The sequence below is a fragment of the Amycolatopsis sp. FU40 genome, from assembly GCF_021903635.1.
Lineage (GTDB): Bacteria > Actinomycetota > Actinomycetes > Mycobacteriales > Pseudonocardiaceae > Amycolatopsis > Amycolatopsis dendrobii.
Map to the genome: position 1 here is coordinate 3,122,410 of NZ_CP091381.1, position 16,741 is coordinate 3,139,150.

General features: G+C 69.7%; 10 protein-coding genes. 9 read left to right on the top strand and 1 reads right to left on the bottom strand.

The genetic code is table 11. From position 1 onward, the window contains the following. Positions 1 to 7 precede the first annotated feature (7 nt). The 8 genes from L3Q65_RS15335 to L3Q65_RS15370 are packed head-to-tail and all read left to right on the top strand — an operon-like array spanning position 8 to position 14,175. On the top strand, positions 8 to 7,591 hold the full coding sequence (locus L3Q65_RS15335) for a non-ribosomal peptide synthetase (RefSeq protein ID WP_182888991.1): 7,584 nt from the start codon (positions 8 to 10) through the stop codon (positions 7,589 to 7,591). Beyond that, entirely contained in the window at positions 7,591 to 8,946 is a 1,356-nt protein-coding gene (gene glyA, locus L3Q65_RS15340; RefSeq protein WP_182888990.1) for a serine hydroxymethyltransferase, read from the top strand. The genes L3Q65_RS15335 and glyA overlap by 1 nt, the downstream gene beginning before the upstream one ends. 3 nt (positions 8,947 to 8,949) lie before the next feature. Beyond that, the gene (locus L3Q65_RS15345) at positions 8,950 to 10,002 is read left to right on the top strand and encodes a homoserine dehydrogenase (RefSeq protein ID WP_182888989.1); all 1,053 of its coding nucleotides are present in this window, start codon (positions 8,950 to 8,952) and stop codon (positions 10,000 to 10,002) included. After that, the gene (gene gntD, locus L3Q65_RS15350) at positions 9,993 to 11,048 is read left to right on the top strand and encodes a guanitoxin biosynthesis L-enduracididine beta-hydroxylase GntD (protein WP_182888988.1); all 1,056 of its coding nucleotides are present in this window, start codon (positions 9,993 to 9,995) and stop codon (positions 11,046 to 11,048) included. The genes L3Q65_RS15345 and gntD overlap by 10 nt, the downstream gene beginning before the upstream one ends. A 10-nt stretch (positions 11,049 to 11,058) precedes the next feature. After that, positions 11,059 to 11,454, top strand: coding sequence for an ACT domain-containing protein (locus L3Q65_RS15355; protein ID WP_237600052.1), 396 nt, complete (start codon positions 11,059 to 11,061; stop codon positions 11,452 to 11,454). Then, positions 11,447 to 12,187, top strand: a complete 741-nt coding sequence (locus L3Q65_RS15360; RefSeq protein ID WP_237600053.1) for a thioesterase II family protein — start codon at positions 11,447 to 11,449, stop codon at positions 12,185 to 12,187. The genes L3Q65_RS15355 and L3Q65_RS15360 overlap by 8 nt, the downstream gene beginning before the upstream one ends. A gap of 24 nt (positions 12,188 to 12,211) precedes the next feature. Beyond that, entirely contained in the window at positions 12,212 to 12,922 is a 711-nt protein-coding gene (locus L3Q65_RS15365; protein WP_182888985.1) for a Fe2+-dependent dioxygenase, read from the top strand. Between the two features lie 26 nt (positions 12,923 to 12,948). Beyond that, positions 12,949 to 14,175, top strand: coding sequence for a cytochrome P450 (locus L3Q65_RS15370; RefSeq protein ID WP_182888984.1), 1,227 nt, complete (start codon positions 12,949 to 12,951; stop codon positions 14,173 to 14,175). A gap of 8 nt (positions 14,176 to 14,183) precedes the next feature. Here the strand turns inward: L3Q65_RS15370 and L3Q65_RS15375 are convergent, their stop codons facing one another. Further along, positions 14,184 to 14,624, bottom strand: a complete 441-nt coding sequence (locus L3Q65_RS15375) for a HEAT repeat domain-containing protein (RefSeq protein ID WP_182888983.1) — start codon at positions 14,622 to 14,624, stop codon at positions 14,184 to 14,186. A gap of 83 nt (positions 14,625 to 14,707) precedes the next feature. Between L3Q65_RS15375 and L3Q65_RS15380 the strand changes: the two genes are divergently transcribed. Then, positions 14,708 to 15,937 carry a cation:proton antiporter gene (locus L3Q65_RS15380; protein ID WP_220506574.1) on the top strand — a complete coding sequence of 410 codons (1,230 nt, stop codon included), beginning with the start codon at positions 14,708 to 14,710 and terminating at the stop codon, positions 15,935 to 15,937. Positions 15,938 to 16,741: the final 804 nt, after the last annotated feature.

Consider the following 16,741-nt stretch of genomic DNA (forward strand, 5'->3'; position numbering starts at 1 on the left):
GCCGCCGGTGACCACACTGGTCGATCTGCTCCTAGCCCGGGCAGACCGGGCGCACGGGTACGAGTTCGCCGGTCCGGAGGGCAGCACTCAACTGCCGTTCCGAGTGCTGGCCGACCGGGCCCGCGCGCTCGGCGCCGACCTCGCCGCGCGCGGTCTGGCCGGCGCGCGGGTACTGCTGATGCACCCGCACGGGCCGGAGTTTGTCACGGCGTTCTTCGGATGTCTGTTCGCCGGTGCGCAAGCCGTTCCCGTATTTCCTCCGGATCCGGCCGATCTCGACCGGACGCTGCCGCGGCTGGCCGCCGTCATCGCCAACGCGCGTCCGGCCGCTGCGCTCACCACCACCGCGTTGACGCCGTTGGCGGAGTCGCTCGGCAACCGGCTGCCGCCGCTCGAATGGCTCGCGAGCGACGCAGTCGATCCGGCGCTGGCCGACTCGTGGGCACGTCCTGACGTCCAGCCCGGCGCCACGGCGTTCCTGCAGTACACCTCCGGATCGACCGGCACGCCCAAGGGTGTCGTGCTCAGCCATGAAAACCTGTTGCACAACAGCGGTCTCATCACCGAGATCTTCGGGGAATCCAGCGAAAGCCGCGGCCTGAGCTGGCTCCCGCTGTACCACGACATGGGCCTCATCGGCGGCGTCCTGCAGCCGCTGTTCGCCGACTTCCCGGTGGTGCTCATGTCACCGCTCGACTTCATCGCTCGGCCCCTGTGGTGGCTGCGCGAAATCTCCGACCGCCGGATCACGACCAGCGGCGGCCCGAATTTCGCCTACGACCTGTGCGCCCGCAAGTTCGCCGCGAATGCTGCGGCCGGACTGGACCTGTCGAGCTGGCGGGTCGCCTTCAACGGCGCCGAACCGATCCGTGCGTCCACTATGGACCGGTTCGCTGAGACCTTCGCGCCGTATGGGTTCCGCCGCCGAGCGTTCCTGCCCTGCTACGGTCTTGCCGAGGCGACGCTCATCGTCACCGGCAAGCCCGCTTCCGAGGACGTCCGCGTCCGCGAGGTGAGCGCGTACGGGCTGGCGAACGGGATTGCCACGACCCCGAAGTCCACAGTGGACTCGCTGTCGCTCGTCGGCTGCGGCGTCGTCCCGGCATCGCTCGAAGTGTCAGTCGCGGATCCCGAGTCCGGCGAGCCAGTCGCGGACCGCACGATAGGAGAAATCCGCGTCGCGGGTCCAACGGTCGCCGACGGGTACTGGGACGAGGCCGAGCAGGATCAGCCGACGTTCGCCGCCGATGGCTGGCTGCACACCGGCGATCTCGGCTTTCTCGCCGACGGCGAGCTTTACGTCACCGGCCGAAGCAAGGACCTCATCGTCATCCGCGGACGTAACGTCTACCCGCACGACATCGAGCAGGCCGCGGTCGAGGCGCAGCCCGCGGTGCGTCCGGGGCGAGTCGTCGCGTTCGGGATCGACGACGAGGAATCCGAGCAGGTCGTGGTCGTTGCCGAACTCTCCCGCGCCGCGGAACCGGGCACGGTGGCAGCCGACCTGCGTCGCGCGCTCGGCGGTTCACTGGACCTCCCGATCCGTGAGGTGGTGCTGACGCCGCCGGGAAGCATCCCCAAGACCTCCAGCGGCAAAGTGCGGAGATCCGCGTGCCGCCAGGACTATCTCGACAACCGGCTGCCGCGGCTGGACAGCAGCGCCCCGAGTCCGGCCCCGATTGGCCCGCAGCGGCTCGCCGACCGACAACACGCCGCGATCCTCGATTACCTGCGCGAGAGCGTCGAGCACGCGGTCGGCTCGAGCAGCATCGACACCACCCGTCCGCTGGCGCTGCTCGGCCTCGACTCAGTGGGCTCGGTCGAGTTGCTGCACCGGATCGAGGCGGATCTCGGAATCGAGCTCCCGGTCGCCAGCGCGCTCGCCACCTCCCTGACCGACCTCGCGACGGCCGTCGCCGACCGGCTTGCGGAAACCCCAGCCGCTCCCGTCGCAGCTGCCTCTGCGGCTGACCTGCCTACCGAGCCGCAGCAAGCGATCTGGTTCCTGCAGCAACTCGAGCCAGACAGCCACGTCTACCAGCTTGCCCGCGCCTTCACCGTCGAAGACGGCGAACTGGACGTCGAGGCCCTCGACCGCGCGCTGTGCCTGCTCGTTGCCCGGCACGACGCGCTGCGCACGGCTTTCGGCAACGAAAACGGCCGTCCGCGCTGCGCGGTGATGCCCGCCCCTGCCTCGGTTCTCGAAGTCGAGCACGTCACCGGCGATCTCGACGCGCGACTGGCCGAGTGCGCGCAGCGGCCCTTCGACCTGGAAAGCGGATCGCTCTTCGCCGCGTCTCTGCTCATCCCCGCCGACGGCCGCCCGGTACTCCTGCTCGCCGCGCATCATCTCGCCGTCGACCTGTGGTCGTTGCCGATCCTCGTGCGCGAACTGCAGCAGGCGTATCCGGCACTGGCGGCCGGCACAGACCCGGATCTGCCGGCCAGCCCTTCGTTCACCGCGTATGCGAGCCATCATGCCGGAGTCCTGGCTGCCAAAGGAGCGCAGCTGCGCCGGTACTGGCTGCACCAGCTCAACGGCGACCTGCCCCCGCTGGATCTCCCGGACCTGCGTCGGCGACCGCCAGTCCAGACCAATGCCGGCGCCACGCACCGGCAGACGCTTTCAGCTGATCTCGCCCGCGCCGTCCGCGACCTCGCCACGGCCGAAGGCGCCACGCCGTACCTGGTCGTGCTCTCCGCTCTCCAAACCGTGCTGCACCGCTACACGGGAGTCGACAGCGTGCTAGTCGGCACGCCGGTTGCCGACCGCCGCCGCCCTGCCTTCGCTGCCACCTGCGGGTACCTGCTCAACACTGTGGTCGTACGCGCCGAACTCGGAGACAATCCGACGTTCCGTGCGCTCCTCGGTGCCAACCGCGAGACGGTCGACGCCGCGCTGACGCACCAGGCCTATCCGCTGGCCAGGATCGTCGCCGACCGCGCAGATCGCGTCGACCCGAGCAGGCCCGCACTGTTCCAGGTGATGTTCACCCTCGAACAGGCACCCGGCGACGACGGCCTGGCCGAACTGGCCGTCGACGAACCCGGTGTCTGTCTGGGACTCGGTGCCAGCACGCTCGTCAGCCGCTCACTGCCGCATCCCGGCGCCGCGTTCGACCTGGCGCTCCGCGTCGCCCGGTCCGGCGATGCCTGGGTGGCGTCGTGGGAATACAACACCGACGTCCTCACCTGCGGTCTTGTCGCCCGACTAGCGGATCATCTCGCGACGCTGCTTGCCGATGCCCTGCGCCGGCCCGAGCGGCGAATCGGAGACCTCGCCATGCAGACCGGACCGGAACGCGACGCGGTCCGCCGGTGGAACGCGACCACAACGAGCTTTCCCGCCGACCGCACGATGCCCGAGCTGATCGCGGAGCGCGCCAGGCAATGCCCAGACACCGTGGCGGTCCGCTCCGGAACGACCGCACTGACCTACCGATCGCTGTTCAGCCGCGCCACCGCCGTCGCCGAACACCTGGTCGCGGAAGGCGTCGGCCCCGAGACACCGGTCGGCATCTCGATGCCCCGTTCCGCCGACGCTGTCGCCGCAATCCTCGGAGTGCTGCTGGCTGGCGGCGCTTACGTGTTCACCGACCCGGACGCGCCCCCGGAGCGTGTCGGGCACATCCTGCGCGACGCCCGGGTCGCGACCGTGCTCACCGAAGTGCCCGACGCAGCACCCGTCGGCGCGCCCTTGCCCCGTGCAGTGCCCGACAACCTCGCCTACGTGATGTACACGTCCGGCTCGACCGGACGGCCGAAGGGCATCGGCGTCAGCCATGCCAATCTGGTGGCCTCGACCCATGCGCGGCGGGAGTACTTCCCGGATCGGGTGCGGAGTTTCCTGCTGATCTCGTCGCTGGGATTCGACAGCTCAGTGGCCGGGCTGTTCTGGACGCTCTACGACGGCGGCACGCTCGTGCTGCCCGAGCCGGGGCACGAGCAGGATCCGGAGCATCATCTTGAGCTGCTGCGCGCGCACCGGATCAGCCACTTCGAGAGCGTGCCGTCGCTCTACCGGATGCTGCTGCGTCTGCTTGAGCCTGGAGATCTGCCGGAGTTGCGCTCGGTCGTGGTCGCCGGCGAGGCCTGCCCGCGCGAGGTGCACGAGGCGCATCGCACCGCGCTGCCCGCTACCGCCTTCGTCAACGAATACGGACCGACCGAAGCGACAGTCTGGTGCAGCGCGCACCGCGCAGCGACCGCGACCGACCGCCCGGACGTCCCGATCGGCGTCCCGATCCCGAACGCGACGCTGCATCTGCTCGACCGGCACGGCAACCCTGCCCCGCCGGGCGCGCTCGGTCAGATCCACGTCGGCGGCGCGGGCATCGCTCGAGGCTACGCAGGACAGCCGGGTCTCACCGCCGACAGGTTCCGGCCGGACCCGTTCGCCGAGGCGCCCGGGGCACGGGCGTACCGCACCGGCGACCTCGCCCGGCTGCTGCCGGACCGGACGCTCGAGTTCGCCGGCCGCGCCGACCGCCAGCTGAAGATCCACGGCGTACGCATCGAGATCGCCGAGATCGAGGCCGCGCTGCGCGCCTGCCGCGGCGTCGCCGACGCAGCGATCCGGGAAGTACGCCGCCCGGACGGCGATCCCGCCCTCGTCGCGTATCTGGTGGCCGCAGGCGCACCGCCGTCGGCTCGCGAGCTGCGCGACGAACTGCTGCAGCGGCTCCTCAGCGCGATGATCCCGGCTGCGTTCTGCTGGCTGCCGGAACTTCCGCTGACCGCTCGCGGCAAGCTCGACGCGAGCGCACTGCCGGAAATCGACCTCGACGGGGTTGGCGACGGCGAGTCCGCCGAGCCGACCGGGCAGGTGCTCGCGGGCATGTTCGCCGACCTTCTCGGCGTCGGACACGTCGCGCCGGACGACGATTTCTTCGCCCGGGGCGGGCATTCGTTGCTCGTCATCCAGCTGGTGGCCCGAATCCGCGCGGCGTTCGGTGTCGACGTACCGGTGCGATCGGTGTTCTCTGCCGCCACGGTCCGCGCCCTCGCGAAGGTCGTCGACGACGCACTGGCCGGGGAGCGCGACCTCGTGCCCGCGCCCGTCCCCGTCGCGAGCGACGATCCCGCCCCGCTTTCCTATGCCCAGCAACAACTGTGGTTCCTCGACCGGCTCTGGCCGGGAACTCCGACGTACAACGTTCCCGTCGCCGTGCGGATCAGCGGCAACCTCGACCACGACGCCTTGGACCGCGCGGTCGACGCTGTCGTCCGCCGCCACGCCGCGCTGCGGACCACCTTCGCGACATCCGAAGCCGGCCCGGTCCAGCAGGTCGCCGACACGGCCGCTGTCTCCATCGAGCAGGTCGAGTGCACGCCGGGCACCACAGTCGAAGGACTGGCGAACGAACTCACCGAACGCACGCGATTGCCGTTCGACCTCGCGCGCGGGCCGATGCTGCGGGCCACCCTCTACCGTCTCCGCGAAACGGAGCACGTGCTGTTGCTGGTGATGCACCACATCGTTGTCGACGGATGGTCGCTGGCTGTGCTCACCGACGAGATCGCGGCCGGGTACACGAGCGCGTTGCGCGGTGTGGCCGACCCGGTCGCGGATCCCGTGATCCAGTACCCCGACTTTGCGGTGTGGCAGCGCACGCACCGCACACCCGACCAGCTCGCCGGCTCCCTGGACCACTGGGCAGAGACGCTCGCCGATCCCTCGCCGCGCCGGCTGCCGGCCGACTTCGCGCGGCCCCCGGTGCAGACGTTCGCCGGCGCCAGCGTGCCCTGGCAGCTGCCCGCACCGGCGGTGCGAGGCTTGCGGGAGCTGTGCCGTGCCGCCGATTGCACGCTCTTCATGGTGCTGTTGGCAGCGTTCGGCGTCGTGATCGGGCGGAGCAGCCACGCCGACGACGTCGTGATCGGCAGCCCGACGTCCGGCCGCACCCGCCTGGAGACCGAGGATCTGATCGGGTTCTTCGCCAATACCCTCCCGCTGCGGGTCGACCTCACCGGGGACCCGACGTTCACCGAACTGGCCGCGCGCGTCCGTGGCGTCTGCGTCGACGCATACGCCCATCAGGACGTGCCGTTCGAACTGCTCGTGGAAACGCTGCAGCCGAGCCGGAACCTCGCACGCAACCCACTGTTCCAGGTCAACTTCGCGCTGCAGAACGCACCGCGGTCGCGGCCCCGGCTCGCCGACCTCGACGTCGATCTGGTGGACGTCGAAACAGAGACCGCGATGTTCGAACTCACCGTGTCGCTCTGGGAATCCAGCGACGCGCTCGAAGGCTATTTCGAATACAACCGGGACCTGTTCGCCGCGGACACCATCGTCCGCATCAGCGAGGAATTCGCCGAACTGCTCGCGGCGGTCGCGCGCGAGCCGGACCGTCCGCTGTCCGCCTTCTTCCGGTCTGGTCCGCTGCCCGTTGCCGCGCGGCCGGCGGACGTCCCAGACATCCTCGACGTCCTGGGCGCCGTCCGCGACCATGCACCCACAACCGTCGCGATCGAAGGCCTCGCCTATGGCGAACTCGTCCAGCAGGTCGACCGCCTCGCCGCCGACCTGGCCGAGGCGAGGCCCGGGATGACGGTCGGCCTGCGGGTCACCAGCGCCCGCGACTGGATGGCCGGCCTGCTCGCCGTGCTCGGCACCGGCGCCGCGTGCGTGCCGATGGACCCGGCCCGCCCGGACTGGTGGGACGAGCAGGTGCGCACCGACGCGCGTCTCGCCTTCTTGCTCGACGACAAGGGCGTGCACAGGCTCGATGCCAAACCGTCCGTGCCGGAGGAAACGGCGCTGGTCTGCTACCCCGACGACGCCTCAGCGGGGATCGTGCTCAGCAAGCACACCCTCGCCGCGCGCACGGTCGCGACGGGACCAGCCGACGCCGGACCGGTCGATGCTCCGCTGTGGACTGAACGCGCGGTGCGCGGATGTCTGTCCGCCGTCTTCCGCGGACGGCAAGTGCTCCTCGCCGACCTGTCCCCCGACGTCAGCGATGGCAGTCTCGCACCGCTGTCGTGCGACTGGGATACCGGTCGTCCGTTGCCCGGCGCCCGGCTGGCGATCCTCGACCTGCGTGGCCGCCCGGCACCACCCGGCGTCCCTGGCGAGTTGCTCGTCGCCGGTCCGCTCGTCGCGGACGGCTTTCTGCGCCGCGACGACCTGGCTGATCTCGTCGCCGTGCCGGGAGATCCAGAACCGTGGGCACGGACCGGGATCCTCGCCCGAGCCGATGAGGCGGGCCGGGTGGAGAACCTGGGGCTGATCGAACCGCCGGACGAGGACAACGGGCAGGACGCTCCGTTCGTCGCCCCGCGGACGCCGATCGAACGCGTCGTGGCCAGCGCGTTCGCCGATGTGCTCGACCGGTCGCCGATCGGCGTGCAAGACGACTTCTTCCGGCTCGGCGGGCATTCGCTCGCCGCGACCCAAGTGCTGCTGCGGCTCCAGGCGGTGTTCCGGGTCGAGGTGCCGATCCGCGCGTTTTTCGAAGACCCCACCGTCAACGGGCTCGGCCGCGCCGTCGCCGCGCTCGACCCGCAGCCCGGCCAGTCCGCACGCATCGCCGAGATCTGGGCTCGCATCAAAGACCAGCCGCGCCACGTTCCCTCGGAGGCCTGATGACCAGCAACGTATTCCCCGCCCTCGGGCGCCTGCCCGACCTCGCCAGAGCCGGGATCGACGGACTGCGCACCACCGACCCGGACCTCTACCGCATGCTCGAAGCGGAGTACCGGCGCCAAACCGACACTCTGGTCATGGTCGCCTCGTGCAGCGTGGTCGACCCGTCGGTGCTGGTATGCAGCGCCAGCCCCGCGGTCAACGTAACCGCCGAGGGCTACCCGGGCCGGCGGTTCCACGCCGGCTGCGCGCAGGTGGACGAGATCGAGCAGCTGGCGATCGACCGCGCCTGCGCGCTGTTCGGCGCGCGCTACGCCAACGTCCAGTCGCACTCGGCGTCGGTGGCGAACGAGGCAGTGCTGGCCGCGCTGATGCGGCCCGGAGACCCGCTGCTCGGGATGGAACTGCGGCAGGGCGGTCACCTCACGCACGGCGCGCCGGCGTCGATGTCCGGACAGCTCTACGATGCGCACGGCTACGGACTGGGACCCGACGGCGGCATCGACTACGACCAGGTGCGCTCCATCGCGCATCAAGTGCGTCCCAAGGTGATCGTCTGCGGTGCGACCGCTTACCCCAGAGCAGTGGATTTCCGCCGGTTCCGGGAGATCGCGGACGAGGTCGACGCGATGCTGATCGCCGACATCTCGCACATCGCCGGACTGGTCGCGGCCGGGCGCCACCAGAACCCGATCGACCACGCGCACCTCACGACCACCTGCACCCACAAACAGCTGTTCGGCCCGCGCGGCGCGCTGATCCTCAGCGGCCGCGACTGGGACCGGCCGGTCGGCGGCACCACGCTGGCGGCGCGGATACAGCGCGCGATCTTCCCGTTGTTCCAGGGCGCGCCCGCAGTCAACACCATCGCGGCCAAGGCATGCGCGCTCGGCCGCTGCGCCACTCCGGCGTTCGCCGAACTGGCCGGCCGGATCGCCGACGACGCACGGGCGCTCGCGGACGCCTTCGGCAGGCTCGGCTACACAGTCGTCTCCGGCGGCACGGACAACCACATCGTGCTGCTGGATCTCACACCGCTGGGCATCAGCGGCCTCGTCGCCGAGAAGGCGCTCGAGTCGGCCGGGATCATCGTCAACAAGAATCACATCCCAGCCGATCCGCGCCCGTCTGCGGTCACCAGCGGCCTGCGCATCGGCACGAACACACTCGCCGCGCGAGGCGCGCGCCCGGCCGACATGTCCCGCTGCGCCGGACTGGCCGACCGGGTGCTGCGAGCCGTCCAGCCCGTCGACGACCGCGACCATGTGCTCGACCCGTGCATCCGGGCAGAGGTCAACGCCGAAGTCGTCGAACTGTGCCGCGCCTGGCCCCTGCCCGGATACCCGGCGGGCTGAACGATGGCGACAGAACCGAAAACCTGGCGGCTGGCGCTCGCCGGCGCGGGACACGTCGGCGGCGGCGTACTGGACATCCTCGACGAGCAGGGCGAGGCACTGGCAGCCGAGCACGGCGTGCGGCTGCTCGTGACCGGTGTGGCGGAGTTCGGCGGCGGCGCTGTCGACCCCGCTGGACTCGAACTCGCCGTGCTGCGCACCGCTCTCGCCGAACGTCGGCCGCTCGGCGAACTGCCCCGAGTCGGCGTCTCCGGTCTGACCCCGGTCGAAATGCTCGACCGCGCAGAGGCCGACATCCTGCTCGAAGCGACGCCGGTCGACCTCGTCGACGGCGAACCCGGCCTCTCCGCTGTCCGGCACGCGCTCGGCAGCGGAAAGCACGCCGTCCTCGCCAACAAAGGCCCGGTCGCCCTGGCGTACGAGGAACTCTCCGCGCTCGCCGCCGAATACGGCTCGATGCTTCGATTCAGCGCGACCGTAGCCGGGGCGCTGCCGGTCGTCACGATGGGACAGCGCGATCTCGCCGGATGCCGGATCACCCGGATGGAAGGAGTCCTGAACGGCACCAGTCACAGCATTCTGCGGGCGATGGAACGCGGAATCTCCTTTGCTGACGCCGTCCGCGACGCCCAGCGGCGCGGAATCGCCGAGGCTGATCCGAGCCTTGACGTAGACGGGCACGACGCGGCCTGCAAACTGGCGATCGCGGCGAACGCCGTGCTGCGCATGCCCTGCACGGTCAAGGACGTCGCAATCCGCGGGATCCGCGAACTCACCGCCGACGACGTTCGCGCGCCGCTGGCCGACGGCCGCCGGCTCGTCCTGCTGTGCTTGGCCGAGGCCGACGCGACCGGTTACCGGCTCTCGGTCGAGCCGGCGCCCGTGCCGGACGACCACCCGCTCGCGCGGCTGCACCCCGACGAGATGGGGATCGTGTTCCACACCGACCGGAACATGCGGATCTCCGCGGCCAGCCTGGAACCTGGCGCGGAACCGGCGTCCGCCGCGATGCTGCGCGACGTCCTCGACATCAGCCGGAGCACATCATGCACTTGACCACAGCGGACACCCTCGCACGGTTCGCGCTGACTCGGCGAGAAGTCGACGAGATCGAGGGACTGCTCTCCCGCTTGATGTCCCGGCACGATCGCGCCGACAACCCGGGATTCCTTGCGGCAGCGGCACTCCACGCACAGGAGCTGCCGCTGCGGCTGCGCAGCACCTTGGGCGCCATGCGCACCCGCGAGACGAACGCCGCATGCGTTGTCAGCGGGCTGCCGGTGAACGACGCCGCGATCGGCCCGACCCCGCGGCATTGGGCCCGCCAGCCCGACCGGGGCTCGACGCTGCGCGAGGAGCTCTGGCTCGTGCTCGTCGCCTCCTTGCTCGGCGAGATCTTCGGCTGGGCCACGCAGCAGAACGGCGCGGTGGTGCACGATATCTCGCCCTCGCCCGGCCACGAACACACACAGCTCGGCAGCGGGAGCAGCGAAACCCTGGCATGGCACACCGAGGAGGCGTTCCATCCGCTCCGGTGCGACTATCTTGCTCTGCTCGGGCTGCGCAATCACGACCTGATCCCCACCACCTTCGCCTCGATCGGCGACGTCACCCTCGATTCGGAAGTACGCGACGTACTGTTCCAGCCCCGTTTCCGCATCCGGCCGGACGACTCGCATCTCGCGGCGGAGGACCGGACCGCGGAGATCCCGCCGGGCCGCGAGGGCACGCTGCTGCTGGCCGCGCGAGACCGCGTCGACCAGATGAACAGCAGCCCGCAGCGGGTCGCTGTGCTCTCGGGCGACCCCGTCGCGCCCTATCTCGCCATCGATCCCTATTACATGGACGTCCCGGGGGACGACCCGCCGGCGCGCGCCGCGCTCGACGCGATCTGCCGGGCGATCGATCGCCGGCTGCGCGAGATCGTGCTGCGGCCCGGCGACATTGTGCTCATCGACAATTTCCGCGCTGTCCATGGCCGGGCGTCCTTCCGCGCTCGCTACGACGGCACCGACCGCTGGTTCAAGCGCGTCAACATCACCCGCGACCTCCGCAAGTCCCGTGCCCACCGCCTCGCCTGCGATTCGCGGGTCGTCTACTAGGAGCAGCCCGATGTCCTCCCGAACGCTCCGGTCCGTCCCCGGCAGATACTCCGTATGCCGGCTGCCGCCCGCCGCACCGATCCCGGGCGACGCGCTCACCCGGTCCGCCGATTTCCTCAGCGTCACGCGCACGAGCGACGAGCTGACGGTCATCTGTGCCGAAGACGTCCAGGTCCCCGGAGCGGTCCGCGACAGCGGATGGCACTGCCTGCGGGTCGCGGGCATGTCGGGACTCGACGAACCAGGCGTGCTCTCGTCAGTCGTCGCGCCGCTGGCGGACGCCGGGCTGAGCGTGTTCGCGGTCGCCACCTACGACACCGACTACCTGCTGGTCACTGAGCTCCAAGCGGCCTCGAAGGCGCTCGCCGCCGCGGGACACCGCGTTGTGGGGGCCGCAGATGACTGACCCCGGCCGCTGGATCATCCGCTGGCCCGCGCCGCTGACGCCGCGGCTTCGGCTGCTGTGCTTCCCGTACGCCGGAGGCGGTGCGTCGGTTTACCGGCCATGGCGGGAGCACCTGCCGCCTGATGTCGAGCTGTGCGCGGTCCAGCTGCCCGGCCGCGAATCCCGGCTCAGCGAACCGCCCTGGTACCAGCTGTCCGCTCTGCTCCCGCAGTTGCACCGCGGCCTCTCCGGACTGCTGGACCTGCCCTACGCGACCTTCGGCCACAGCCTGGGCGCGCTGGTGTCATTCGAGTTCGTCCGGCAGCTGCGGCGCTGCGGGGACCCGCTGCCCCGGCACCTGTTCGCGTCCGGCCGCGGCGCCCCGCAGGTCCCGGTCCGCTCCGAACCCATCCACCGGCTGCCCGACGCGGAGTTCGTCCGGGAGATCGCACGTTTCCGGGCGACCCGGCCCGAGGTCCTCGCCGATCCGGACCTGCTCGAACTCGTACTGCCCGCGCTGCGCGCCGACTTCGCGCTGAGCGAGCGATACCGCTACCGACCCGAACCCCCGCTGCCCTGCCCGATCACCGCGTTCTACGGGATCGGCGACACGTCCGTGCGGAAGGACGACGTCAGCGCGTGGGGATCCCAGACCAGCGCCGCCTGGCGCGTGCGCGCCATGCCGGGCGATCACTTCTTCCTGCGCCCTGCGCAGCCGCGGCTGCTCGCTGAGATCGGCTCGTCCCTTGCCTGACCCGCCTGCTTCGGAGGAACTCCCATGTGGCCCACCATTCGCGTCATCGACAACTTCCTCGACCCGACTGAGCTCAAAACAGTGACCGGCAAGGTCGGCGCGGCGCGGTTCGTCGACGGGCGGGTGAGCGCCGACGGCGGCAGCGCCGAGGTCAAGAACAACCAGGAAATGGCCTCGGAACAGCAGTACGTCGAGGTCGTCAAGATCGTCGACCGAGCGGTGCGGGCGAACCTGGATCTCAACAACTCCGTGTTCCCGCGGTCGATCACCCGCGCGATCATCAGCCGGTACGAAGACGGCATGGCGTACGGCACGCACATCGACTCGCCGATCATGGGGTTCACGGTGCAGAACGAGGCATACGGTCCGTTCGGCCAGAACTACGTCCGCAGCGACTTCTCCATGACAGTGTTCCTGGCCGAGCCGGATACCTACGACGGAGGCGAACTCTCGTTCGGCAGCCCGTGGGGCACGCACACCTACAAACTGCCCGCCGGGTCAGCAGTCGCCTACCCGACCGGCCTGCCTCACCAGGTCACCCCGGTGACCAGGGGCGTGCGGCTCGCCGCCGTGCTCTGGCTGCAAAGCATGATCCGCGACCACGAGCAGCGTCGGCTCGCCTCGCAGCTGAATCTGCTGGCAACCCGTCTCGAAAGCACCGAAGCCGGCTCCGCCAACGCCCAGCTGGCCCGGGAACTCGCGGCCACCGCCCTCCGGATCAACGCCGACATCTGACCTGCCCGGCAGCTGAAAGGCCCCCGATGAACAGCGGCACTCCCGACGTCCTCGAGGATCTCGCGAGAATCGACCTGACCGACGCCCGGCTCTATTCCGACGACCGGCCGGAGCGCGCGTGGAAGCAGATGCGGGAATTCGGCAGGCCGATCCGGTCCGGCGGTTTCCGCGAGCACTGGGCCGTCACGCGGTACCGGCACATCCAGGAAGTCCAGCGCAACGCGCACCTCTTCTCCTCGCAGAAAGGCATGCACCTGGGCGAGAAACCCACCGACGATAAAGCCGGCGCGGCCGCGGGCGGGTTGTCGCTGCTGGTGACCGACGACCCGGCCCACGCGGAAATGCGGAAGACGATCAACACGTCGTTCACACCGAAATTGCTGCGCAAGCTCACCGACAGCACACTGCAGATCGCGCGGGACCTGGTGTCCGCTGTACTGGACCAGGGCACGTTCGACTTCGTCGAGAAGGTCGCCGCGCCGCTGCCGACGATCGTCACCTGCGAACTGCTCGGCGTGCCCGACGACGACCGCGATCATGTCAAGGAGCTGACGCAGGCGGCCTTCAGCGGGTCCGGTTACACCACCTCCAACGCGCAGATCGCCGCGCACACCAAGCTGTTCGGCTACTGCCACAAACTGCTGGCCGCGAAACGCCGCCGGCCGGGGAACGACGTCGCTACCGTTCTCGCGAACGCGACGATGTACGACCAGCCGATACGGCCCGAGATCGCAGTGATGAACTGCCACGACCTGATCGCGGGCGGCAACGAGACGGCACGGCACACGTCGAGCGCCGGCGCGCTCACCCTCGTCACGGACCCGGGCGAGTGGGCGATGCTGCGCGCCGGGCGCGCCGACCCGGATACCGCGACCGAAGAGATTCTCCGGCTCGGATGCCCGGTCAGCCACGTGATGCGGGTCGCCACCGAGGACGTCGAGATCGGCGGAACCCGCATGCACGCCGGGGAATTCGTCACCCTGTGGCTGAGATCGGCCAACCGCGACCCCGAGGTATTCGATCGTCCGGACACGCTCGACTTCACCCGCAAGCCCAACCGGCACCTGACCTTCGGGCTGGGTTCCCACTACTGCATCGCGGCGTTCCTGGCGCGGCTCGAAGTGGGCTCGATCGTCAAAGCGATGCTCGAACTGGTCGGCACGGCCGAACTGCGCGGCGACCCCGTCCACCTCGAGTCGAACTTCTTCCGCGGGTACCGGTCCCTGCCCATGGCCTTCACGAGCCGCGCGTGACCCGCCGCTCAGGCCCCGGCCTGGGTCAGCAGCACGACCGCGCGGCGGGCCGCCTCTCGCACCCGAAGCACCGAGTCGTCTCGAAGCGCAGCCGCGGCTTCGAGCGCGTCACCCAGCAAATGCCGTGCAATCACCTTCAGCCCCATCTCGCGCACCCGCCACGACTCATCCTCCAGCGCGGCGAGTATCGCGGGCGTAGCGGACTCCTCCCACGCCCACAGCAGGCCGCGCGCGCCCCACACCCGGAACCAGTAGAGGTCGTCGTGCTGGGCGCCGTCGAAGAACTTGTCGGCGCCCGGACCGCCGAGCGCGCGGATCAGCGATTCGTCGACCGGTTCCCCGACAATCAACTTGGCGCATCCGTCCACGACTGCGGGACGCCCGCGACGCGCGCACTCCGCCTCGATGCTCTGCTGCGGGGTCAGCGACCAGACCGAACGACCAGGCACACCTTGATTATGCGGCACCCGGCCGAATCCTGTCGAATCCGCAGCGCGCCGAGCAAAGGGGTCTCCGCGTGAGTGAGCACCAGGTGGCGTTCCTCCTGCTCGACCTCTCGCTCATCATCGCGCTGGCCAGTGCCGCCGGATTCCTCGCACGGAAACTGGGCCAGCCTCCGGTCATCGGCGAAATCATCGCCGGCATCGCCCTCGGCCCGACCCTCTTCGACGGCGCTCTGACCCGCACGCTCTTCCCCGCCGACATCCGGCCCTTCCTCCACACCCCGGCCAACCTCGGCCTCGCCCTGTTCATGTTCCTGGTAGGCACGGGCATCGAGCACATCGGCAGCCGGAGCACCCGCCGGGCCACTGCCGCCGTCGCGATCGGATCGACCGCACTGCCCTTCGGACTCGGCGCCGCGCTCGCCGTCTACCTCGCCGGACACCACCATTCGACCAGCCGTACCGGATTCATCCTGTTCATCGGCGTCACCCTGTCGATCACCGCGTTCCCCGTACTCGCCCGCATCATCGCCGAACGACACCTCACCAACACCGCCGTCGGCGCGATCGCGCTCTCCTCAGCCGCTGCCTGTGATGCCGTCGCCTGGGCCATGCTCGCGTTCGTTCAAGCCCTCTCCACTCACAACTTCGCAGCGCACTGGCAACCCTTGCTCCTGATCCCGTTCATCGCCGTCATGTTCATCGGCGTGCGTCCCCTGCTCACCCGGCTCCTCGCCAGCACCAACCCCGCGGCGGCGACCGTGACCGTCGTCTTCGTCGGCACCCTCGCCACCGCGGCGGCCACCCAACTGATGGGCCTGCACCTCGTGTTCGGCGCGTTCCTCTTCGGCATGATCATGCCCAGAACCCTGACCGGCCGCGCCCGCGAAACGATCACCCGTCCGATCGAGTTCGCCGCACGACAACTGCTTCCGGTCTACTTCGTCATCGCCGGCTTCAACGTCGATCTCTCCCGCCTCGGACTCGCTGGCATCGGCGACTTCTGCATGATCGTCACCCTTGCCGTCCTCGGAAAATGCGCCGGCACCTACGCAGGAGCACGCGCCGGCGGGCTTCCCTCCGAACGAGCAGCCGTCATCGCCAGCCTCATGAACACCCGCGGGCTCACCGAACTCGTCGCACTCGGCATCGGCTTACAGGCCGGTCTGCTCGACCAACAGCTCTACGGCGCAATGGTTCTCATGGCCGTCGCCACCACCGCGATGGCCGGCCCCATGCTCTCCCTCATCGCCTGCCGCGCCCGGCAGAAGGGCCTGGACCCCTATCGCGAAGTCCAACTGGCCCGGACCGGCGACTAGGGTGTCACCTGCAATCAGAATTGAGCACACACGCGCCCGCTGTTAAGCGCACAGCACAATGGTGAAAAAGAAGGAAATCTGCGTCTAAATCGGCGGGCAAGCATCGGTTCACCCCGATGGGCGATGTGAACTTTATCGCTGGACGCGTCACTGTCTCGGCCGAATTCTGCAGGCCAACCGTCGGGACTTGGTACGCGTCGAGCCGATCAATATCGACACACACTGGCAGGATCGGAGTGGCCGCGCACGGAGTCAGCGCAAGTACGCTCCGGCGATGCGCCGGGGTACCCGTGGTCCGCGCGGGAGCCCGCCGTGGTTGTCGAGCGAAAGCAGGGGCGGAGCCGACCGGTCAGTTCCCTCGGACCGCCCGCCGAACCCAGCGTGCCCATTACTGAGCACCGGACTCCCCGCATGGCCCGGTTGGGCGACCGGCATTTCTATCCGGCACCGAGCCAGGACCCTTTGTGCCGGGCACGATGGACGACAGACGCTGATGTCGCCGACCCAGCCGGGCGCGTTTCCACCCTTCCGAAGGTGCCGAACGCGAACTGGGCTCTGCGTTGGCGGGCGGCGTGATTCCGACGCGAGCGTGTGGCGGATCGAGCTGCCGCAGTCGACGCCGACCTTGTTGCAGCCGCCTTGCCGTCCGGGGCAAGGTCGAGTTAGCAACGACATGCCCGGATAGCCCTGGGCGTGGTCATGTGCTGCTCGTCTCGTACGCGAAGCTGACCCGCTGAAGTTGCCGCCATTTGGCCGTCCGTCGCAACTTTGCGTGCGGCCGAACGCAAGCGGGCATCGTTCACG

What these genes read in the sequence shown, in the direction of transcription:
- glyA (WP_182888990.1), top strand. Translation starts at nt 7,591, where the DNA reads ATGACCAGCAACGTATTCCCCGCCCTCGGGCGCCTGCCCGACCTCGCC.
- L3Q65_RS15345 (WP_182888989.1), top strand. Translation starts at nt 8,950, where the DNA reads ATGGCGACAGAACCGAAAACCTGGCGGCTGGCGCTCGCCGGCGCGGGA.
- gntD (WP_182888988.1), top strand. Translation starts at nt 9,993, where the DNA reads ATGCACTTGACCACAGCGGACACCCTCGCACGGTTCGCGCTGACTCGG.
- L3Q65_RS15355 (WP_237600052.1), top strand. Translation starts at nt 11,059, where the DNA reads ATGTCCTCCCGAACGCTCCGGTCCGTCCCCGGCAGATACTCCGTATGC.
- L3Q65_RS15360 (WP_237600053.1), top strand. Translation starts at nt 11,447, where the DNA reads ATGACTGACCCCGGCCGCTGGATCATCCGCTGGCCCGCGCCGCTGACG.
- L3Q65_RS15365 (WP_182888985.1), top strand. Translation starts at nt 12,212, where the DNA reads ATGTGGCCCACCATTCGCGTCATCGACAACTTCCTCGACCCGACTGAG.
- L3Q65_RS15370 (WP_182888984.1), top strand. Translation starts at nt 12,949, where the DNA reads ATGAACAGCGGCACTCCCGACGTCCTCGAGGATCTCGCGAGAATCGAC.